This is a genomic window from Hyphomonas sp. FCG-A18, assembly GCF_045287255.1.
Lineage (GTDB): Bacteria > Pseudomonadota > Alphaproteobacteria > Caulobacterales > Hyphomonadaceae > Henriciella.
The window spans coordinates 2543331-2562608 of the sequence record NZ_CP137142.1 but is presented as its reverse complement, the minus strand read 5'-3'; the positions used below and the strand labels follow the sequence as shown (position 1 = coordinate 2562608).

23 protein-coding genes are annotated in these 19278 nt (G+C 55.5%); 10 read left to right on the top strand and 13 right to left on the bottom strand.

What is annotated here, in order from left to right; all coding sequences use genetic code 11:
- Positions 1–106: 106 nt before the first annotated feature.
- Together RYZ27_RS12655 and RYZ27_RS12650 are read right to left on the bottom strand one after the other, a co-directional pair.
- Positions 107–1276, bottom strand: coding sequence for a serine hydrolase domain-containing protein (locus RYZ27_RS12655; RefSeq protein WP_406679880.1), 1170 nt, complete (start codon positions 1274–1276; stop codon positions 107–109).
- A 188-nt stretch (positions 1277–1464) separates the two neighbouring features.
- Complete coding sequence (locus tag RYZ27_RS12650; protein ID WP_406679879.1) at positions 1465–2736, bottom strand: acyl-CoA dehydrogenase family protein; 1272 nt, start codon at positions 2734–2736, stop codon at positions 1465–1467.
- 150 nt (positions 2737–2886) lie between these two features.
- Here RYZ27_RS12650 and RYZ27_RS12645 point away from each other — a divergent pair, with 150 nt between their 5' ends.
- Positions 2887–3633 carry a TSUP family transporter gene (locus RYZ27_RS12645; RefSeq protein WP_406679878.1) on the top strand — a complete coding sequence of 249 codons (747 nt, stop codon included), beginning with the start codon at positions 2887–2889 and terminating at the stop codon, positions 3631–3633.
- A gap of 2 nt (positions 3634–3635) precedes the next feature.
- On the opposite strand, the gene RYZ27_RS12640 is transcribed toward RYZ27_RS12645, so the two are convergent.
- From RYZ27_RS12640 to RYZ27_RS12625, 4 genes are all read right to left on the bottom strand, one after another.
- Positions 3636–4643, bottom strand: a complete 1008-nt coding sequence (locus RYZ27_RS12640) for a hypothetical protein (RefSeq protein ID WP_406679877.1) — start codon at positions 4641–4643, stop codon at positions 3636–3638.
- A gap of 155 nt (positions 4644–4798) precedes the next feature.
- A complete protein-coding gene (locus tag RYZ27_RS12635) occupies positions 4799–5473 on the bottom strand; it encodes a crotonase/enoyl-CoA hydratase family protein (protein WP_406679876.1) in 675 nt (224 codons plus the stop codon).
- Positions 5474–5536: 63 nt separating this feature from the next.
- Entirely contained in the window at positions 5537–5974 is a 438-nt protein-coding gene (locus tag RYZ27_RS12630; RefSeq protein WP_406681785.1) for a nucleoside deaminase, read from the bottom strand.
- Between the two features lie 5 nt (positions 5975–5979).
- Positions 5980–6507 carry a hypothetical protein gene (locus tag RYZ27_RS12625; protein ID WP_406679875.1) on the bottom strand — a complete coding sequence of 176 codons (528 nt, stop codon included), beginning with the start codon at positions 6505–6507 and terminating at the stop codon, positions 5980–5982.
- 42 nt (positions 6508–6549) lie between these two features.
- On the opposite strand from RYZ27_RS12625, the gene rsmD reads away from it, so the two are divergent.
- Positions 6550–7110 carry a 16S rRNA (guanine(966)-N(2))-methyltransferase RsmD gene (gene rsmD / locus RYZ27_RS12620; protein WP_406679874.1) on the top strand — a complete coding sequence of 187 codons (561 nt, stop codon included), beginning with the start codon at positions 6550–6552 and terminating at the stop codon, positions 7108–7110.
- A gap of 7 nt (positions 7111–7117) precedes the next feature.
- On the opposite strand, the gene RYZ27_RS12615 is transcribed toward rsmD, so the two are convergent.
- Positions 7118–8185, bottom strand: a complete 1068-nt coding sequence (locus RYZ27_RS12615; RefSeq protein ID WP_406679873.1) for an acyltransferase family protein — start codon at positions 8183–8185, stop codon at positions 7118–7120.
- Between the two features lie 98 nt (positions 8186–8283).
- Positions 8284–9309, bottom strand: a complete 1026-nt coding sequence (locus tag RYZ27_RS12610; RefSeq protein WP_406679872.1) for a patatin-like phospholipase family protein — start codon at positions 9307–9309, stop codon at positions 8284–8286.
- 83 nt (positions 9310–9392) lie between these two features.
- Between RYZ27_RS12610 and RYZ27_RS12605 the strand changes: the two genes are divergently transcribed.
- Complete coding sequence (locus RYZ27_RS12605; protein ID WP_406679871.1) at positions 9393–9848, top strand: NUDIX hydrolase; 456 nt, start codon at positions 9393–9395, stop codon at positions 9846–9848.
- Complete coding sequence (locus RYZ27_RS12600; protein ID WP_406679870.1) at positions 9845–11137, top strand: mechanosensitive ion channel family protein; 1293 nt, start codon at positions 9845–9847, stop codon at positions 11135–11137. Before RYZ27_RS12605 ends, RYZ27_RS12600 begins: the two co-directional genes overlap by 4 nt.
- A gap of 9 nt (positions 11138–11146) precedes the next feature.
- Here RYZ27_RS12600 and RYZ27_RS12595 read toward each other — a convergent pair whose 3' ends face one another.
- Both RYZ27_RS12595 and RYZ27_RS12590 read right to left on the bottom strand, forming a co-directional pair.
- Positions 11147–11437 (bottom strand): hypothetical protein, encoded by a 291-nt coding sequence (locus RYZ27_RS12595; RefSeq protein ID WP_406679869.1) that lies wholly within the window; start codon positions 11435–11437, stop codon positions 11147–11149.
- Positions 11438–11508: 71 nt separating this feature from the next.
- Complete coding sequence (locus RYZ27_RS12590) at positions 11509–12210, bottom strand: TerB family tellurite resistance protein (protein ID WP_406679868.1); 702 nt, start codon at positions 12208–12210, stop codon at positions 11509–11511.
- 169 nt (positions 12211–12379) lie between these two features.
- Here RYZ27_RS12590 and RYZ27_RS12585 point away from each other — a divergent pair, with 169 nt between their 5' ends.
- Positions 12380–12958, top strand: a complete 579-nt coding sequence (locus tag RYZ27_RS12585) for a fasciclin domain-containing protein (RefSeq protein ID WP_406679867.1) — start codon at positions 12380–12382, stop codon at positions 12956–12958.
- Positions 12959–13141: 183 nt separating this feature from the next.
- Positions 13142–13333 (top strand): phosphoglycolate phosphatase, encoded by a 192-nt coding sequence (locus RYZ27_RS12580; protein WP_406679866.1) that lies wholly within the window; start codon positions 13142–13144, stop codon positions 13331–13333.
- On the opposite strand, the gene RYZ27_RS12575 is transcribed toward RYZ27_RS12580, so the two are convergent.
- Both RYZ27_RS12575 and RYZ27_RS12570 read right to left on the bottom strand, forming a co-directional pair.
- Positions 13334–14209 (bottom strand): ion transporter, encoded by an 876-nt coding sequence (locus RYZ27_RS12575; protein WP_406679865.1) that lies wholly within the window; start codon positions 14207–14209, stop codon positions 13334–13336. It abuts the gene before it with no gap.
- A gap of 60 nt (positions 14210–14269) precedes the next feature.
- Positions 14270–14746 (bottom strand): YybH family protein, encoded by a 477-nt coding sequence (locus RYZ27_RS12570; RefSeq protein WP_406679864.1) that lies wholly within the window; start codon positions 14744–14746, stop codon positions 14270–14272.
- Between the two features lie 109 nt (positions 14747–14855).
- Here RYZ27_RS12570 and trmB point away from each other — a divergent pair, with 109 nt between their 5' ends.
- The 3 genes from trmB (at position 14856) to RYZ27_RS12555 (ending at position 16932) form a co-directional block, all read left to right on the top strand.
- Positions 14856–15557, top strand: coding sequence for a tRNA (guanosine(46)-N7)-methyltransferase TrmB (trmB, locus tag RYZ27_RS12565; protein ID WP_406679863.1), 702 nt, complete (start codon positions 14856–14858; stop codon positions 15555–15557).
- Positions 15558–15615: 58 nt separating this feature from the next.
- Complete coding sequence (locus RYZ27_RS12560) at positions 15616–16530, top strand: TonB family protein (RefSeq protein ID WP_406679862.1); 915 nt, start codon at positions 15616–15618, stop codon at positions 16528–16530.
- 192 nt (positions 16531–16722) lie between these two features.
- Positions 16723–16932: a cold-shock protein gene (locus tag RYZ27_RS12555; protein WP_406679861.1), complete on the top strand. Its 210-nt coding sequence runs from the start codon at positions 16723–16725 to the stop codon at positions 16930–16932.
- A gap of 156 nt (positions 16933–17088) precedes the next feature.
- Here the strand turns inward: RYZ27_RS12555 and RYZ27_RS12550 are convergent, their stop codons facing one another.
- Positions 17089–17694 (bottom strand): GNAT family N-acetyltransferase, encoded by a 606-nt coding sequence (locus RYZ27_RS12550; RefSeq protein WP_406679860.1) that lies wholly within the window; start codon positions 17692–17694, stop codon positions 17089–17091.
- A gap of 78 nt (positions 17695–17772) precedes the next feature.
- Between RYZ27_RS12550 and RYZ27_RS12545 the strand changes: the two genes are divergently transcribed.
- Entirely contained in the window at positions 17773–19089 is a 1317-nt protein-coding gene (locus RYZ27_RS12545) for an RsmB/NOP family class I SAM-dependent RNA methyltransferase (RefSeq protein WP_406679859.1), read from the top strand.
- The last annotated feature ends 189 nt before the right edge of the window (positions 19090–19278 follow it).

The following is a 19278-nucleotide window of genomic DNA, read 5'->3' as shown; positions in this document are numbered from 1 at the left end:
CTAGCTTCTAGGGGGGGAGTGGTCAGGGAATTAGAGTGGTTTGCTTGAGCGGCACACGTATTGGCGGCTTACGCAGGCTGAATTTGAGAACCTCATGCATAGGGGGTTAGTCAACAAGAGGTGGCATGGGACGCCCCATGACTGTTTCGATCAAACCACGATAATAGTCCGCGATCAAAGGCTCATCCCCAATAATCTCGATGATGCGGGTCATGATCACCCAACCATTCGCGCCGTTCACGAAGATGACCGCTCCTTCGCGCGTGTCTGGTGAGTAATAGACCATTGCATTCTCACCGGCATCACTGCCGCTATGTTTGATCACCTTGTGGTCGCCATATTGATAGACCTGCCATCCAATGCTGTGGCCAAAACGTGTAGGGCAGGTCAACCAGTCTAGCTCCGGGCATTGGAAAATAGCATCTTCTGCCAGAGATGTGATCACACGTTCGCGTTCGGCGATCTGCTCTTCGGTCAGCCAGTCGCTCTCGATCAATGCTGTTATGAATTTTGCGTAAGCGGGGACTGTGGTCAGTAAATCGTCTGCTGCGCCGTTTGCGCCTCCGCGTGCTAAGCTCTCATTGAGTTCGGCAATTGGGCGATAGGCTCCATCGGCATCCATTGGCATCGCGACACGCCCCGTCGTCCAGTCAGCCAGGACCCCAATCGACATTTCTTTTACACCGGCTGGTCCCAGTACGTGCTCAAACGCCAATTCTTGTAAGGAATGGTCAGTCTTGGCTTCTGCATATTGTGCGACAAGCTCCATTCCTGCGCCAGAATAGCTGTAGCGTGTTGCTGGATCATGATCAAAAGCAAGAACACCATCTTCGTAGGCATAAGCCCAGTTCAACAATCCTGCTTGGTGTGAGAGTAACAGGCGTGGCGTCAAAATGGCGAATCTTGGGTCAGTGCTTAGGCTAGGGTGATCAACATAGCCTTTGATCGGCTCATCCAGGTCGATCATGCCTTTTGCGCTGAGTGCGATCATTGTTTCTGCTGTGATTGTCTTGGCGACTGATGCTGTATTGAAGACGGTCGCTTCACTGGTTGGTATCCCAGGTGCTTGCTCGCCATAGTATCCCTGCCAGACGACGTGACCATTTCGGATAATCGCGATTCCTACACCTGCCGCCCTCTCTTCACGAAGCAGGACTGGGATCTGTGCCTCTAATTTGGAAGCGACATAATCAAGGGCAGGGGTTGGCTGGAAATGAGTTGATGAGCAGCCTGCCAGAAATGCAATCAGCACACAAATAAAAGAGGTTTTGAGCATATCCGTCACCATTTATGAGACCGTATGGCATCTTAGCGGCATTTGTCGGTAGGACAATTTTCGAACGACTGAGTTGGGGGAGTTAAGGCGTTTCCTTCGTATTCGTTTTGCTGTCTGCGCAGAGCCTATCAATTCAATAAAAAGCCCGGCGGTGAGGCCGGGCTTTGTGTTTCTAGAAACCTTGCGGACTAGCGAGAGCCGACCACTTCGGTGAACTTCTCGTTGCCGTAGAGGTTGTCGCGATACTTCTTGAACTCGTTACGAGCAATCGCGCGGTTGTGGACCTCATCCGGACCATCAGCAAGGCGGAGCGTACGGATGTTGGCATAGGCACGGGCGAGGCCATAATCAGTGGTGACACCGCCGCCACCATGGGCCTGGATCGCATCATCAATGACTTGGAGCGCGATGCGTGGGCCAGCCACTTTGATCATCGCGATTTCGTTCTTGGCGACCTTGTTACCGACCGTATCCATCATATAGGCGGCTTTCAGGGTCAGCAGACGCGTCATCTCGATATTGGTGCGGGCTTCGCCTACGCGCTGTTCCCAGACGCTGTGCTCGGCCACTTTCTTGCCGAAGGCCTCACGAGAGAGCAGGCGGCGGCACATTTTCTCCAGTGCAACCTCTGCCGCACCGATGGTGCGCATGCAGTGGTGAATACGGCCAGGCCCGAGGCGGCCCTGAGCGATTTCAAACCCGCGGCCCTCGCCGAGGATCATGTTTTCAACCGGCACGCGAACGTCTGTAAGCTGAACTTCGGCATGGCCATGCGGGGCATCATCATAGCCGAAGACGGGCAGCATGCGCAGGATCTCAACGCCGGGCGCGTCCAGCGGGACGAGGATCTGGCTTTGCTGCTTGTGACGCTCGGCGCTTGGGTCTGTCTTGCCCATAACGATGGCAATCTTACAGCGCGGGTCGCCGACGCCAGATGACCACCACTTGCGGCCATTGATGACATATTCATCGCCATCACGAACGATGGACGTTTCAATATTGGTTGCGTCAGAAGAGGCCACACGTGGCTCTGTCATCAGGAAGGCTGAGCGGATTTCACCATCCATCAGCGGGCGCAGCCATTTGGCTTTCTGCTCTTCTGTACCGTAACGGTGCAGCACTTCCATGTTGCCGGTATCAGGGGCAGAGCAGTTGAAGACTTCAGAGCCCCAACCGACGCGGCCCATCAGCTCTGACAGTGGCGCATATTCAGCATTGCTTAGGCCAGCGCCTTGATACTCTTCGGAGTCATGCTCAGGGTTTGGCGGCATGAACAGGTTCCACAGGCCCTCTGCCTTGGCGATTTTCTTTTTCTCTTCCAGAACCGGGATGACGCTCCAGCGGCCAAGCTCTTCATGCTGCTTCTCGAAGGTCTCGATGTTTGGAAAAACATGCTCGTCCATGAAGTCGCTGACGCGTTTCATATATTCTTTCGTTTTAGGGCTGAAATCAAAATGCATGGCGCTTCCGCCTCCCGTATGGTTCTCAACTAATCTAGTACCAAGTTTAACCCCCTGAAAAAGCTTGCCTAGGTGTGTCGCGGGGGAAGGCGGGACAGCCCGTCATACGGTGTTTTGCGTAGGCCATGGACTCAGCCTAGGAGGCAGCTCATGAGTCTTCTTGCTGCCCTGATTATCCTCGCCACAACGCTTATTACATCCTTTATCTCCGGCATTTTTGGCATGGCGGGCGGCCTCATCCTGATGGGCGTTCTGGCGGGCCTCGTCAGTGTTGCCATGGCGATGATCATCCATGGCGGCATCCAGATGTTCGCCAATGGCTATCGGGCTTATCTGCTGCGGGATGCGATCGATTGGCGGGTGCTGGGTCTTTACTGTATTGGCGCAGCGGTCGGGGTTGGCACCCTGGTCTTTGTCAGCTGGACCCCGGACAAGCAGATGCTCTACCTGCTGCTGGGCCTGACGCCAATGTTGGTCTGGTTGCCAAAGGAGCGCCTGTATCTGGATATTCAGCGGCGGGAACATGCCCTGTTTGCGGGGTTTGCCGTACAGGCGCTGAACACGCTGGCGGGCGTGGCTGGGCCCTTGCTTGATCTGTTCTTCGTTCACACGCAGATGACACGCCAGCAAATTGTCGCCACCAAATCGATCACGCAAGCCTTAAGCCATTTGATCAAGGTTGGGTTCTGGACGGTGCCTGTGGTCAGCGCCGCTGGGTGGGCGGCTATGCCACCGCTTTGGCTATTCGTGGCGGCGATCCCGCTCTCCATGCTGGGCACGCGGCTTGGCAAGGTCATTCTGGAGCGGATGAGCGATGTGAATTTCCGCAAGTGGATGAAAGGGTTGGTGACCGCGATTGGCGGTGTCTTGCTACTCCGCGCAGCAGGGCTCTACTAGCCTTAAGCGGCAAGCCCCAATTCGGTTTGGCGCCAGTTTAGCGCCTCGCGGATATCGGCTTCAAACTGGCTCAGGATCTCGGCGTTGCGGGCAGCTTCCTGCTCTGGCGTATAGGCTTCAGCCTTGTTCTTGGCATGGTGGCCTTCTTCTTTGGCGAGCGCGGCTTCGATGGAGGTTGTGGGGAGGGTAAGGTCCAGGGCTTTGGCGATGCGGGGCAGGGTTTCAGAAGGCTTTTGTGACAGGCATGACCAGACAAAGCGGTGCCCGTTTGCAGTCTGGATAGCCTGGTCGAGAAGCTGCTTCTGGGTTTCGTAGACGATCACCAATAGGCGCAGCAGGCGTTGCATCGGCGGAAGCTGCGCGCGTTCAACCCGTAAAACATCGCCGCGATAGGCGCTATTAGCCGAGAGGAAGTGATTAAGCAGATTGAGAGAGTATTGCAGGCGGTCCCGGCCACCGCGCAAATTGGCAACGAGATAGGCTTTCACATCATACTCAAGACTGACGAGTTTCATATCGCTTGAGGCTTCAATCAGGTCGGACAGAAGCGTATTGGCCCAGTTTGAGGGTTTGACGAGTGAGATGGCTGTTGGCCATGGCTTTCGATACTGGCCCAAAACCAGGCGAAGGAGGGCCATCCATTCCTCGCGATTCTTGCTGATCGGATGGCCAAGGGCTTTCAGCGATGCAAGCTCAACCAATGTGTGTGGCTCGCGATAGCATAGGGCCTCGCCCGCCCCTTCAATGGTCCGGGAGAGATAGGTCGAGCCGCAGAATGACATATGGGCGATCAGGCGATCTGGCCGCTCGTCAGGCTGATAAGCCTCAAGGGCTTTCTTGAGGGGGACAGAGATTACTTCATCAGAGGCCCCAATACTCGTACGGCCATCCAGAAATGGCGCTGAGTGAAGCTTGTCCTCGCTGGTTTTGACAAAGCTGAGCTGTTTGGTGTCGAGATCAACAGACGCCAGAAACCATGCGGGGTCGGAAAGCAGGATGTGTGCATCCATCAACGAGGATTACCTTAATATCGACTATCAATAATCTTTTATTGATAGTCGAGACAAAATCAAGGTGATTTTGGGATTTTTGCACAATTTGTAATATTTGCCCTGCGTGTGAAGACCACACCAGGTTACATTTGTAAAGTTACAAGCGTAAATTCCTAGTCCGGCAAGCCCGCTTTCATGGCGGCGATCGTCTTCTCTCTGAGTAGGAGTTTGTTCCCCGTCAGTGACGACCCGGTGAGGGGTTTCAAGGCCTCGGCATAGCCCATGGCGGTGGCCATAAGCTGGTCAGCGTCCACTACACGATCAAGATAGCCAGCTTTGACGGCTGTTTCCGGATCGAACAGCTCAGCAAAAATCATCGAGCGGGTTTTGTAATCATCGGCCACGCGGTCTTTCACCAACTCCGATGCGAAGATGGGCAGCACCATATTGATCGCAGTTTCATTCGCGCCGATCTTGAAGTCCCCAGCTGTGCCAACGCGGATATCGCAGGAGAGCAGGATGAAACAGCCCATGGCGACGCTGTGACCATTGCTTGCGGCGATGACCGGCATCGGGAATGTGTAGAGGCGCAGGGCGAGCTTACCGCCGCCATCGACGAGGGCTTTGACCTCTTCGCCCGGCAGGCTCATCATCAGTTTCAGATCAAACCCGCCAGAGAAACGGCCTTCGCGCCCGGTAATGATAACCGCCTTGGCTTCCTTTTCGGCACGGTCGAGGCAAGCGTGCAAGGCTTCGAGCATAGGCGGGTTGATGGCGTTGGCTTTGCCGTCATCCATGGTGATGATGGCAATCTCGTCCTTGATTTCGATGGTCGCAGGGCTGGTCATGAGCGTCTCCTGATGTCTTTGAGAGGTGTGTTGCAGGCCATCCGTTAGGGCAGGCAAGGGTGTTTATCGGCGCGAGCGGAAGAAATCACGCAGCAGCGTGGCGGCCTCTTCGGCATGGGCGGTGTCCTGCTCAATCTCAGGCCGCCAATGACAGGTTGGCTGATCGAAGAATTTCGGGCCATTGATCACCGCGCCGCCTTTGGCGTCTGCAGCCGCGAAAATGACTTTGCCAAGCCGCGCAAAGCTGATGGCCCCGGCGCACATGGCGCAGGGCTCCAAAGTGACATAGAGGTGCAGGCCGGTGAGGCGATAGTTCTGAATTTTCTCTGCCGCAGCGCGCATGGCGACAATCTCGGCATGGGCGGTGGGGTCATGTCCGGCAATTGGGGAATTGTGGCCTTCTGCAATGGTCTCACCTGTCTTCGGATCAACAATCACCGCACCAACAGGCACTTCGCCAAGGCTGGCCGCCTGGCGAGCAAGGTCGAGGGCATGGCGCATTGGGTTTACAGACATGATGCGGGCATAAAGATGAATGCAAGGATGGCAAGCGGGATGAGAATCATTGCGGGCCATTTGAAAAAGGGCAAAGGCATGAGCAAGGTCTGATCAATATAGCTTTCTGTCTCTACAACGCCTCGATCACGAGCTTTGAGGCGTTTGGCCATGAATCTGGCAAGAGGTGCGTTGGTATCATCTGCAAATGACCCAACAAATATCGACACCCTTTTCGAGTAAGACCCTGATCGCTGAACGTGTATCGTCACCCAACCTGCGATAAATATCGCCGCGAAGATCATCATGATAAAGCTGGCCCCAATATTATGGGGTAGGTTTTCATTGCAGTGTTCTGGATTCGGATACCCAAACAAAAAGACTAGAGGTAAGCTGAAAAACGCAATTGAAAATCCAATAAATACCCATGTTTGCTTCTTGAAGAGTGATAAATCTATGGGATAGGTCGAAACCTCTACGGCGATGTTTTCCGGAACGCCAGACTCGATTAGAAGAGTCCGAATTTCATTTGGTGTCATGATTGTCTTCCCCGTTGCGCAATACCCGCCTACACGCAAGTCATGCGCATCGTAGCCGGACAATTCAAGGGCAGGCCTATCGTCGCCCCGAAAACACAAGCCACGCGACCAACCTCTGATCGGGCGCGTGAGAGCCTGTTCAATGTCCTTGCGCATGCCGATTGGGCGCCCCCTCTGGACGGCGCGCGCGTGATGGACCTGTTTGCCGGATCGGGCGCACTTGGCCTTGAGTCGCTTTCGCGGGGCGCAGCGCTCTGCCTGTTCGTCGAGACCGCCCATGCCGCGCGCGGGGCGATCCGCCAGAATGTTGAGACATTGGGGCTGTTTGGCGTCACACGCGTGCATCGCCGCAGCGCGACGGATCTGGGGGAAAAGCCAGCCGGATCAGGCGATGTGTTTGATCTCGCCTTTATGGACCCACCTTATCATAAGGGGCTGGTCGAGCCGTGCCTTAAATCTCTGGTGGAGGGGCAGTGGTTGGCGGATGACGCTTTGGTGGTGGTTGAAACCGCAGTGGATGAGACGCCGGACTTTAGCGGCTGGGAGATCGTCAACACGCGCGAGATTGGCGCAGCAAAGATCTGGTTCCTGAAGCGCGCTTAAGTAAGATTTATGCAGTTGCACTTTGTGGCTTAGCATAGCGCTTTAGCTTCAAAGCGGGACGTTCAATGACCGTCCATGACAGCCATGCCAGTCCTAAAGCTAAAGGGACTGCAATAATCCAGAGTTGCTGCCATGGCATGATGCCAGCTTCACCAATAATGATCTGCATGACAGGGAAATGCCATATATACAGGCCGTAAGAGAGGTCGGTTTTTAAAGGGCGTTTGGCAGGCAGTTTGAGGCCCAGGAATAGAGTTATGGCGCCGATCCAAAGCGTTCCTGCCATATCGATGCCAATACCGGTCACGCCCGCAACGATGTAACAGATCGTTGTGAGGACCACCCATGAGAGCTGACCATGAACATGCTGTCGCGCTGCCCAGGCAAGCATGCCAAGACCGAAGCAAAAGGCAAAGCGCAGCATGGACGAGAGGATTTCCTGTCCAAACAGTTGTGTGCTGGATGGAGGCGCAAGCGCAACGCCAAAGCCTAAGACGGCAATAAATCCGGCAAGCCAATAAGGGCGTTTTTGCAAGCCTGACAGCACCAGTAAAGGCGCAGCCAGATAACACAGCATTTCATAGCGCAGCGTCCAGAGCGGTGAGTCAAACTCATTTGGGAAAGGGTTGTCTGGATAGAACCCTATCGGTCCCCCCGATGTATCGCCGAAGCGAATGACCTCAAACGCATACGACAATGATCCTGTGCCTGTCCAATAAGAGCCTTTCGAAACCAGTGGCCCGATGAAAAATACTGCAATGAGGGCCAGGACAATCAGGGCCGGGTAGAGGCGGAGAAACCGAGAGACAAAGTAGGACCGTGATACACCTCGCTCGGATAAGGATTTTGCGATCAGAATGCCTGAGAGAATGAAAAACCCATTCACTGCTAGATATCCTGAACTCAAGCCAAAGAGTTGGAGCGGTTCTGTTTTCATCTGTCCGGTCACCACAAGTCCGGCATGATCGAAGCATACCAAGAGTGCCAGAAGCAGGCGTACAAGATTGAACTGATTGGCCCGACTATTGAGCCGATCTTCGAGTCCAACGGGCTGATGTGCATGATCTGTACGCATTGGGCTGCCCCTGCAAAATCGAGACCTTTATACGTATAAACCCTTAGATTCCGGCGTTAGGCCATAATTTTTGCGCAGTTTGGTATGCTTCTGCGGGCTTAAGCGTCGAGGAATTCCTTGCGCAGATCGACGGCTGACGTCCCGGTGCCGAGATAGGAACTGCACGTGTTTAGCCAGTTCTCTGCGGCGGTGCGGCCTTTATCCCGCAGGCTCGTCAGGAAGACCCAGCTGGTATCATATTTGGTTTGCAGAGAGAGATCGCGCAGCACCTGCCCGCCGCGAACAGCGTGGATATTCAAGCGCTGATACTTCTTCATCATCGGCTCTTTGAGCATGCCGTCATCCAGCAGCTTTTGAACAAAAGCGATGGCGCGCAATTCCCCGATCAGGGAAGCATTAAAGGTAATCTCATTCAGGCGGTCCTGAATTTCCGGAACACGTTTGGGTATGCCCAATCGCGCGATTGGGTTGAGCAGGACAAGCAGGACATCGCGTGGGGCCTTGCCATAGATGAGCGGGAACAGGCTCGGATTGCCCATATAGCCACCATCCCAATAGGCATGCCCATCAATCTCCACGGCGCGGAAGGTCTGGGGCAGGCAGGCGCTGGCGAGGACGGCATCGCGGGTTACCTCGCCATCATGGAAGACTTTCACACGGCCACTTTCAATGTCGGTTGCCGACAGGAAAAGATCGATAGGCGTGTGGTGGACCGCCTCAAAATCAATCGCCTTGTCCAGTGCATCGCGCAACGGGTTCAGGTCAAACGGATTAAACTCATATGGGCTGGCGATTGAGGTGAAGGCAATCGCGGCGTTGAACGGGCTGAACGGCAGGGAAGCAAAAGGCGATTGCGTCCACATAGAGGTTGAAAACGGCGCGCCCATGTCCGAGACCGTGCGCCAGAAGGTTTCCAGCCCAGCCTTGGCACCATCGCGACCGCCCTTGGCATAGCCGGCGGTGAGCGCTACCGCGTTCATGGCCCCGGCAGAGGTCGCGGTAATCGCCTTGATTTCTATACTCTGTTCCTCAAGCAGGCGATCGAGCACACCCCAGGTAAAGGCACCATGCGCACCGCCGCCCTGAAGGGCGAGGCTGAGGGGTTTGGCTTTGGATTTTGACATTTCGTCTCTTTTGCGCTGCAGCATGTCCTTGTGACATAACGCATTTACTGGCGGTTCAACATGGTCTGTGCAATCAACACATGATGGATAAGGTTTTGGTTCCAGTTGAAGGCTTGCGCCCCGTACCGGCGGTTGGCTGCGTTTGCTTTCGCGGGGATGAGGTCTTGCTGATCCAGCGCGGGACGGCGCCAATGGCGGGCCAATGGTCAATCCCGGGGGGGCGCATTGAGCCGGGTGAAACAGCGAAAACGGCAGCCCTGCGTGAGTTGCGAGAGGAAACCGGGGTGCAGGCTGAGCTGGTCGGGCTGGTCGATGTCGTTGATGCGATCTTTGAAAACCGCGAGGGCAGTTTGCTGACCCGGCATTATGTCCTGATCGATTATGTTGCGCGTTGGCAGGAAGGGGAGCCGGTTGCCGGGGACGATGCGGATGAGGCGCGCTTTATTGGCCTCTCTGATCTTGCAGGTTATGACTTGTGGGGCGAGACGCTGCGGATCATTGAGGCGGCGCGCGTCATGGTAGGTGGAGAGAGCGATTGAGTTTGCAGGGCATCGGAAAACTGTGGTCATGGCTAATCGGCTCATCGCAAGCCGAAGATGACCCTGTGCCAGTCGAAGGCGCAGAAGAGCCGGCTGAGCTGGAAGGTGGCCTCGATCTTGAGGCACCCGTCGATGTGCCGATAGAGGTTGTGCCTGAGGAGGTTGAGGCCGCCCCGCGCACGTCGGACCCGATTGAGGCGCTGACCGAAACCACGGAAAGAGCCACCGAAGCGGCCACGGAATTTGTCGGATGGGTTGGCTCTGGCGAGCGTGAAGCCTTGATCGCACTGGCTTTGGTGATTGGCTTTACGGCGCTGCAATGGGCGCTGAAATGGGCGATCCTGAAGGGGATTGTGCGCCTGCCGCGCAATGATGATTATTCGGTCGCAGCTTTATTTCAGCGGGTCGTGAAGCGGTTCCATATCTATTTCATGATCGCACTCGCGTTGACGGCGACGGATAGCATCCTGTCATTGCCGGGCGCGGTTTCGGGTTTTGTCCGCATCTATTTCGTGCTCGCGCTGGTGATCCAGATTGCCGAATGGGTGCAGGAATTTGCCGTTTCGGCGATCAAACGCAGCGTTCATCGCGGGGGCGGCGATGCCAAGGCGCTCGCTTCGGCGTTTAACATCATCAAATACTTCATCATGCTGGGCGTCTGGACGATTGCTCTGCTGTTGATCATGTCGAATGTCGGCATGGATGTGACCGCGCTGCTCGCCGGTCTTGGTATTGGTGGTATCGCAATTGGTATCGCCGCGCAGGGCGTCTTCCGGGATCTGTTTTCTTCCCTCTCCATCGTGATTGATAAGCCATTTCAGGTCGGGGATACGGTCCGTTACGGCGAAAGCTGGGGGACGATTGAGGATATTGGCCTGAAAACGACGCGGGTGCGCGCCCGGTCGGGGGAGCAGTTAATTATCTCCAATACGAACCTGCTCGATTATGAGATCCATAACATGACGCGGATGGCGCGGCGGCGGATCGAGACCGAGTTTGGCGTGATCTACCAAACTGACCCGGATGTGGCGGATCGTATTCCGGGCATTGTCGCGGAGATGTTCAAGGACTTGCAGGGCGTTGATTTTGATCGGTGTGGCATGTCGAGCTTTGGGCCAAGCTCGCTCGACTACTCGCTGGTCTTCTTTTCGCTGAACCCGGAATTTAACCGCTCGATGGCCGCGCGCTCGCGGGTCTTATTGGCGCTCTACCGCACCTTCAAGGAACAAGGGATCGAGTTCGCTTACCCAACGCAGACGCTGTATATTGAAGGCTTCAAGAAAGATTAGGCGGGTTGCCTATTCGACCGTCCAGCCACGTGGGGTGCGGCGGGCTTCGAGTGTAATTGCCTCGCCGTCCTCGCGGACATCATAGGTCTGCACACTTTCAGTCTTTGAGCCGCTCATCCGGATCAGGAGCGCAAAAGCGGCAATCACAAGACCTGCAATCGCAGTCATCACGGCCAGAAGACCCGCCAGCATAATAAGCGCCAGCGCGAGCAATCCCTTGGCGAACCATCGCAGCCCTTGCTGGAAAGCCAGGACGAGGTTGTGGGGGAAGCCGGAGGGGGCAGCGTGCGTAGCGGTCATAATTGGTCCTTTCGAACTCTAATGATGGGTTGGGTAACCCCTGTCGTCAACAGGCAGGGATTAAACTTCCGTCAGCTTGCCGTCAGAAGCCCGCGTTCTGCCTTGATCTTGGCAAAAGCGCTCGTAATTGCAGCAGCCTTGTCATGGGCCGCGGCTTCGAACTCGCGTGGGGCGCCGCTTTGGATCACCCGGTCAGGGTGATGATCAGCCATCAGGCGGCGATAAGTCTGACGGATATCGTCAAAGTCGGCATCATGGGCGACGCCGAGAATATGATAGGGGTCATTACGATCCGGGCCCATGTGGCCCGCCTTGATGCGGCGGAACGTGGCCTCAGAGAATCCAAAAGCCTCAGAGACGGTTTCCAGATAGGTCAGCTCATCATTGGTGACGACGCCATCAGCCGTGGCGATCATGAACAGTCCGTCCAAAACCCCTTCGAGCAGGCAAGGCCGGGCGGCATATTTACGTCCAATCTTGCGAGCATAGGATTCGTATCCAGAAACGGTTTGCTGGGCGAGGTTGAAGACCCGGCGTACCGCAGCAGCGTCTTTTGGGTCGGTCTGGAAGACGCGGGAAAACATCATGACTTCCTGGTCGCTGACCCGGCCATCGGCTTTCGCCATTTTGGCCCCAAGGCCAACCACAGCGGCTGTGAAGCTGACATCATTCGGGTCCGGGGCGCAGGCGAGATCTGCAGGCAGGGGCTCGTCTTCGACATTTACGTCGAACAGGCGTTTCCCACTTTCTATCAGCCGCTGCCAAAGAGTCATGGGCACACCTATAGCGGGTAAATGTGAACAGTGTCAGTCAGAAATCTTCATAGTTTCGTGAAGTTTGATTTATTAACTCCCAGTAAGATGTAATCTATTCGATATAAAATACCGTATTAGGGTATGTCTCCGGTATGGTCCGGGGCTGAACCAAAATGGAGTTCCCCTTATGAAACTCGCGACACTTATTCTTTCTGCAGGCCTTCTGGCGGCGCCGGCCTTTGCAGGTCAGTGCAACTCAGCGAAAGCAACAACAGCGTCCTACACAAGCGGTGAGGCGCAGGTGCATCTGGCTGGCTATAATAAAGACGCCAAGAAAGCCGAGAAGAAAGATATTGTTGAAACCGCTGCTGAGGCCGGGTCTTTCACAACGCTTCTGGCCGCGGCTGAGGCTGCTGGCCTGGTTGAGGCGCTGCAAGGCGAAGGCCCGCTGACTGTCTTCGCGCCAACCGACGCGGCTTTTGCAGCTCTGCCAGATGGCACAGTTGAGACTCTGCTGAAGCCTGAGAACAAGGACCAGCTGGCTGGTATCCTCAAGCTCCACGTGATTGCGGGCAAAGTGAAGTCGAAGGATCTCGCGGGTACAGTGACAACCGCAGAAACCCTGAATGGCAGCCTGTCCGTGGATGGCACTGATGGTGTGACCGTTACAGCACCGGGCTCAACAGCCACAGTTGTCAGCGCTGATATCTATACCTCAAACGGGGTTATTCACGTTATCGACACAGTTTTGCTGCCAGCCGGATAATAAACTTTTCAGTCTTTTGAATGAAGAATTTGAAGAGTTGAGTTTGAGTATTTTTATGTGAACGGCCATTCATCTTGAATGGCCGTTCATGTATGTGAAGTTTCGCCGCTTTTTACACCCTGTTTACGTTATTCACCCCTCTCTGCGCCGTGAGTGGGCAGGTTTTAAGCAAAGGGGTTTGCTGTGAGGAATTATTTTGATGAGCATGGCGCGCGCCAGCTCCAGGCCAAGATTGAGGCCTATTGGCAGGAGCGCGGCTATCAGGTTCAGGTTGATGTTGTGCCGACCGAGTATGACGCCAAGGTGCGCTCGGTCCGCTATGATGTGCGCAGCGCCATGGTGAATGGCTATCCGCAGCTGGCCAAGGCTGGCTGATCAGGATTTCGAGCGAGCGGCTTTGAGATCGGCCAGTTCAGCTTTGACTTCTTTGAGCAGGGTGATGATCTCATCCCGCTCAAGGTCGGCAGCGGTGAATTCTTCTTCCAACTCTTCTTCAATCTCATCGAGATGCTCATCCGTCGCGGCGCGTTCACTCGCGGCCAGGGCATCAACGATAAGGGCGATAAACAGGTTGAGGACGGCAAAGCTGGCGATAAAAATAAAGATCAGGAAAAAGAACGGCGCGTATGGATTGCCGTCATCGACGACTTTCTGAACCACTTCAAAGCGCCAGCCATCCATCGTCATGACCTGGAACAGGGAATAGGCTGAGCTGGGCAAGTCACCAAACAGCTGAATCACTTCTGGATTATCGGTATCGCCAAACATATTGGTGGCCATGACGGCGCCGACATAGGTGAGCAGCGCCAGAACGGCGAGAATCGCGCCCATGCCGGGCAAGGATTTCAGCAAAGCCTCGGTAATCCGTTTCAGGGTCGGGACCACATGCAACAGGCGCAGCACGCGCAGAACCCGCAGGGCCCGCAGGACAGAGAAGGCCTGCGTTGCCGGAACCAGCGAGATCGTGACCACGATAAAGTCAAACCAGTTCCAGCCTTCACTGAAAAAGCGGAACCGATAGACCGTCAGTTTCAGCAGGATTTCCACCGCGAAGATCAGCGTGATCGTGATATCCAGAACCTGCAATGTGCTGACGAAAGGGCTGGGCAATTGCTGTGAATAGGTCAGGACCCCGAGAATAATGGCATTGAGGATGATCAGCCCGGTAATGGCATGACGAAAGCCATGGCTTTCAACAAAGCGCTCCAGTGCCGAGTTGCTCGTCTCAAGGTCAAGGGTGCCCTGCTTCATTGCCCGCCATCCTTATTTACGTTGCTGCGGGCGGGACAATAGGGCGGTCATGGGCGCTGATCAATCGGCGGATGTCGTTGTATCGCTAACAACTTTCCAGCCGCCATCCATTTGCCGCAAAACAAGGGTGAACAGACCGTTCGGGCGGTCTTTCTTGCGCTCTAGTGCCCAGGCGCCATGGACGATGGCGGCATCGGATGAAAGCAGATCAACTTCCAGATCGGTAAAAGCGAGTGTGCCCATAATCGTGCGGTCAGTATAGCGCGCATGATAGCGGTCACGGGTCGCCTGCCAGCCGCGGGTAATGCTGCCACCAGAGGCAAAGCGGAGCTGTTCTGATTGCCAGTAGCCCTGCATGAAGCCGTCAATATCGCCATTGTTCCACGCGTCCTGCTGAGCATAGAGGACAGCGAGAATGCGCTGGATTTCAGGGTTTTCAGCTTCGGCTGGAACGGGTAGCCGGGTGCCGGAATCAGCAACACAGGCGGGCAGCAGAACAGTGCCAGCCAGCGCAATGAGGACAGGGCGAAGGGACATTTGCGAGCCTTTCAGTCTGGGCTTGCATCAGACCGTGTTGATGCTGCGCCGTCAATGTCTGCAGCGGTGTGACTTGCCCAAAGCGCGCTTGGGTGAGAAAGAGCGCGCCATGTCAGAACCAACCGATCCGTTTCGTGGCAAGAAGACGTTTGGCCGTCGCGGTGGCCGCCCCTTGTCCGGGCGCCAGAAAAAGCTGTGGGAGACGCTTTTGCCAGTCTTGCGTGTGCCTGTTGAGGGGAACGGCGCGCTCGACCCGAACATATTGTTCACTGAGGCAAAGCGTGAAATCTGGCTGGAGATTGGTTTTGGCGGGGGTGAGCATGTCAGTGGGCAGGCGCTGAAGAACCCGGATATCGGAATTCTCGCCTCGGAGATTTTTATCGAGGGTGTCGCCAAGCTGCTGGGTCAGATTGACGATGATGACATCAAGAATGTGCGTCTGTGGGAGGATGATGCACGTGAGTTGATGGCGGGGTTGAAAGAGGCGTCGATTGATCGAGCCTTTATCCTCTTTCCTGATCCATGGCCGAAGAAGCGCCAGCAGAAACGCCGGATTATCCAGCCTGATTTCCTCGATGACCTCGCGCGCCTGATCAAGCCCGGTGGCCGGGTGCGCTTTGCCACTGATGTGCGGTCCTATGCTGATGAAGCGCTGGAGCGGTTCCTGGCTCATTCGGCCTATGACTGGCAGGCCGAAGCCGCTGATGATTGGCGCTTAGCTCCAGCCGATCACATCCAGACCCGCTATCAGACCAAAAACCTCGGCGATATCGCTCCGGTTTATTATGAGTTTGTCCGGCGTTCATTTTAAGCTTGACGATCTGTTTTGATTTTCCAAAGTAACAGTGAATGCAGGTGGGGACTCAAGCATGCGTCTGATTGTTTTTATTATCGTTATTTTGGGGTTTGCCTTCTCAGCTTCAGCGCAGGAGACCGGGCCGGATATCACACAGGTCGTTGAAGCGCAGACCGCTTGGCAAGCCAAGAAGAATAGCAAGACGCGCAAAGCCCTCAAAGCTGCGCTGGCCGCTTATGATGATGACCCAACGCTTGAGACGGTACGGGTGCATTATGACTTGTTGAACCACGATATTGAGCATGCCACGCCGCATAAATTGAGAGAAACAGCCCAAGCGGTGGTCGAGCATCTTGAGCCTGTCGCAGAGATCCTGCCCCAGCAATATGTTGAGGCCAAATTTATTGGCGCGATCGCTCTGTTTAATGGTCGTCAGAAGCGCGAGGCTGTTCTGGAGATGGCTGAGGTTGAGGGGCGGGCATATGCCGCTGTCGATGAGGAGGGGGAGCGTCTCGGCTGGGCTGAAGACTTGCACTGGAAAGCCTATGCCTGGCGCCTGGCTATGCGGGCCTATTTCAAGAGTACAGGCGAGTGGCAACCAACTGAAAAGCAGGTTGATGAGATTCTAGCGAAATGGAAGGCGACGTCAGAGCAGGTAAATGCCCGGGCTCATGTAGGCGAAACCAAGGATGGCGCGCTTCCCCATTGTGCAGGCGAACTTATCCAAGAACCTCGCATGCGTTACCCAGCCGGGAAGGCGATGCGTGGCATGTTTGGGTCAGTGATCCTGCGCTTCGGCTTCGACGAGGCTGGCAATATAAAGGAGCCTGAGGTCATGGCGTCTATCCCGCTTGAGGGCTTCAAGGACCGTGCTTCTGAGACGGTGAGCCAATGGCGGTTTGAAGCCACTGAGCCAAATGAAGTTGGCAAGACCTGTCGTTTGCATCGTGAGAATGTCGTTTTGCCTATGGTGTTTGCGATCGGATAGTTTGTCATAAAGCCTTGTCTTGACGTGATGGCGCTTCTGTGAGCCTGTTCCTGTATCGAATACGGCCGGTCTGAGTTGAGAAGACCCCGCCAGACCGGCGGCTCATTGAAGTGACTACCCATCCGTAATCGACATCTTCGCCACCGTTTGCGCAGTGCAGGGTCGGGGCGGGTTACCAAAAGGGTCCAGTAAATGGCCACCGGAAAAGTAAAATGGTTCAACGCCACCAAAGGGTTTGGCTTCATCGTTCCTGATGAGGGCGGCAATGATGTATTCGTACACATCTCTGCGGTTGAACGCTCTGGTTTGACAGGTCTGAAAGATGACCAGCCAATCGAGTATGAACTGTATCACGATGAGCGTCGCAACAAGACCTCAGCGGTTGATCTGAAACTGCTCTAGGGTTTTTTTGCTCTAGTATCATGTTTGGCCGCCGCCTCTGATTTCAGGGGCGGCGGTTTTGGTTTGGGGCTTTTGTGTTTCCCGCATCCCCTCCCAACCACCCCAAGGGTAGCCTCTGCGGGCGGTTGGGAGGGGATGCGGGAAAGCCTTTATGGTTTAAGTCTTTGGCTCACGCCACATCGGCTCCATCACTGGGCCACCCTCGCCAACGTCAAACAGGGTCATCCGCTCAAACCCATGCGCGCCGTAAAAGCCAGTATTGTCCGGATTGGAGTTTTCCAGATAGACGGGAATGCCCTCACGGTCGCAATGAGCAAGTACCGGGGCGAGCAGGGCCTTGCCCACCCCTTTACCGCGCGAGGACAGGCGTGTCGTAATCGCGAACAGGTACATGTGTGGCTCTTTGGGATGATGGGCATCCATACGCTTACCGAGCTCGATGGCGCGCGCGATCGCCCCTTTCTGGCCATGCCGAACTTGCCCCAGAGCCAGTTTGAGCATGGGAAGTGGCCCCAGATCACCTGCCACGCCGGGGGCAAGCCATAGGGTTGAACCACCATCGCCATGCAGGTGGCTAAAGCCATGTTTGAGATAGCTGTCGCGCGCAAGGACCCGCATCGCGGACAGAATGGCCCGTGGATTGCCAAATACCCAAGTATTGACCGGATCTTCACGAAACCCTTCGGCGGTAATATCCGCAACTTGCTTCCAGTCGCTCATGCTTGCGGGGCGCAAGCCGCTATCGGTCAGGTCAATTTGCATTTGTGTGTCTCCTCCGGTTTGCATTAGAGGGCAGGCAGCCTAGACAGGGCAACTCGTTTTTTAGGTGAGATCGAAATTATGCGTGATGGCGGACGGATTGCAGCGGCGATTGATGTGCTCAGCGATGTGCTGAACCGGCACCAGCCTGTGAAAGTGGCTTCGCGCGACTGGGGCAAGCGGGCGCGCTATGCCGGCTCGAAGGATCGGGCCTGGGTGAGTGGTCTGGTTCTGGACGCGCTGCGCAAACGCAATTCGATTGGCCATGCGATGGGCGATGACAGCCCGCGCGGTCTGGTGCTGGGCGCACTGGCCCATGCCTGGGGCTGGGATATTCGCAAGATTGATGACGCGATGGATGAGCAACATGCCCCGTCTGCTTTGACTTTGCAGGAACGCGAACGACTGGTCATGGCCCCGGACCCCGCAGCAGAGGCCCATATTGTCGGCGATTTTCCCGAATGGCTTAGCCCCCATATGACGCGCGTCTTTGGCGAAATGGCAGGGGTTGAAGGTCAGGCCATGGCCGTGCGGGCGGATGTCGACTTGCGGGTTAACACGCTGAAAGTGGATGCTGAAAAAGCCTCTGCCCCGCTGCGCAGTGCCAAGGCTGAACCCTCACGCCTGCTTAAGCATGCCTTCCATATCCCAGCGCGTGATCCGTCCCAGCGTGAAGCCTCGCTGGAGAGTATCCCGGCCTATTCCAAGGGCTGGGTCGAGGTGCAGGATGCCGGGTCGCAGATTGCGGCCGCGGCGGCGAATGTCCGGGCGGGAGAGCAAGTGCTCGACTATTGCGCCGGGGGTGGCGGTAAGACGCTAGCGCTAGCCGCTGCGATGGGCGGCAAGGGGCAGGTCTTCGCCTATGACATTGATGGACGGCGGCTCTCGGCTCTGATCCCGCGTCTGAAGCGCTCCGGCGCACATAATGTTCAGATGGTGCATCCGCGCGAGCCTGAAGCGCTGGCGGCGTTGGAGGGGCAGATGGATTGTGTCTTTGTCGATGCGCCCTGTACAGGCACGGGAACCTGGCGACGGCGGCCCGACACGAAATGGCGGGTCAAACCCGGATCGCTGCAAACCCGGGTTGAGCAACAGACAGACGTGCTCAATGGCGCTGCGAAATACGTCAAACCGGGTGGCCGGATGCTCTATGCGACTTGCTCTTTCCTGATCGAGGAGGATGAGGATCGCGTGAACGCGTTCCTGGAGGCGCACCCGGGTTGGGTTCAGGAAGATGCTGTCGCCCATGTGGTTGAAAGCAACTTGCTGACGGATGAAGGGGTAGCCGTTGTCAAAGCCGGGCAAGGGCCTGATGGGTCGGTGCGGCTGACGCCCCGAAGCGCAGGAACAGATGGGTTCTTTTTTGCGGTTTTGCGAAATGCAAATAGACATCAGTAAGTATTTATACGTATTGTAGTACTTGCTGTAACTTATGCGGGTGTCGAATATATTTATTACCCCTTTAGGTTGTAATCATACAATAAAAATATGTATTATTTGCTTAAATATCCTGACTCTAGGGTATTTATATTTTGTGTTCACCCTGCGTTAGGCTTTATTTTTTCTACTGATGGCGAGTGGAATAAG

Coding starts and splice junctions, on each gene's coding strand:
- RYZ27_RS12655 (WP_406679880.1), bottom strand. CDS start 1,276: ATGCTCAAAACCTCTTTTATTTGTGTGCTGATTGCATTTCTGGCAGGC.
- RYZ27_RS12650 (WP_406679879.1), bottom strand. CDS start 2,736: ATGCATTTTGATTTCAGCCCTAAAACGAAAGAATATATGAAACGCGTC.
- RYZ27_RS12645 (WP_406679878.1), top strand. CDS start 2,887: ATGAGTCTTCTTGCTGCCCTGATTATCCTCGCCACAACGCTTATTACA.
- RYZ27_RS12640 (WP_406679877.1), bottom strand. CDS start 4,643: ATGGATGCACACATCCTGCTTTCCGACCCCGCATGGTTTCTGGCGTCT.
- RYZ27_RS12635 (WP_406679876.1), bottom strand. CDS start 5,473: ATGACCAGCCCTGCGACCATCGAAATCAAGGACGAGATTGCCATCATC.
- RYZ27_RS12630 (WP_406681785.1), bottom strand. CDS start 5,974: ATGCGCCATGCCCTCGACCTTGCTCGCCAGGCGGCCAGCCTTGGCGAA.
- RYZ27_RS12625 (WP_406679875.1), bottom strand. CDS start 6,507: ATGACACCAAATGAAATTCGGACTCTTCTAATCGAGTCTGGCGTTCCG.
- rsmD (WP_406679874.1), top strand. CDS start 6,550: ATGCGCATCGTAGCCGGACAATTCAAGGGCAGGCCTATCGTCGCCCCG.
- RYZ27_RS12615 (WP_406679873.1), bottom strand. CDS start 8,185: ATGCGTACAGATCATGCACATCAGCCCGTTGGACTCGAAGATCGGCTC.
- RYZ27_RS12610 (WP_406679872.1), bottom strand. CDS start 9,309: ATGTCAAAATCCAAAGCCAAACCCCTCAGCCTCGCCCTTCAGGGCGGC.
- RYZ27_RS12605 (WP_406679871.1), top strand. CDS start 9,393: ATGGATAAGGTTTTGGTTCCAGTTGAAGGCTTGCGCCCCGTACCGGCG.
- RYZ27_RS12595 (WP_406679869.1), bottom strand. CDS start 11,437: ATGACCGCTACGCACGCTGCCCCCTCCGGCTTCCCCCACAACCTCGTC.
- RYZ27_RS12590 (WP_406679868.1), bottom strand. CDS start 12,210: ATGACTCTTTGGCAGCGGCTGATAGAAAGTGGGAAACGCCTGTTCGAC.
- RYZ27_RS12585 (WP_406679867.1), top strand. CDS start 12,380: ATGAAACTCGCGACACTTATTCTTTCTGCAGGCCTTCTGGCGGCGCCG.
- RYZ27_RS12575 (WP_406679865.1), bottom strand. CDS start 14,209: ATGAAGCAGGGCACCCTTGACCTTGAGACGAGCAACTCGGCACTGGAG.
- RYZ27_RS12570 (WP_406679864.1), bottom strand. CDS start 14,746: ATGTCCCTTCGCCCTGTCCTCATTGCGCTGGCTGGCACTGTTCTGCTG.
- trmB (WP_406679863.1), top strand. CDS start 14,856: ATGTCAGAACCAACCGATCCGTTTCGTGGCAAGAAGACGTTTGGCCGT.
- RYZ27_RS12560 (WP_406679862.1), top strand. CDS start 15,616: ATGCGTCTGATTGTTTTTATTATCGTTATTTTGGGGTTTGCCTTCTCA.
- RYZ27_RS12555 (WP_406679861.1), top strand. CDS start 16,723: ATGGCCACCGGAAAAGTAAAATGGTTCAACGCCACCAAAGGGTTTGGC.
- RYZ27_RS12550 (WP_406679860.1), bottom strand. CDS start 17,694: ATGCAAATTGACCTGACCGATAGCGGCTTGCGCCCCGCAAGCATGAGC.
- RYZ27_RS12545 (WP_406679859.1), top strand. CDS start 17,773: ATGCGTGATGGCGGACGGATTGCAGCGGCGATTGATGTGCTCAGCGAT.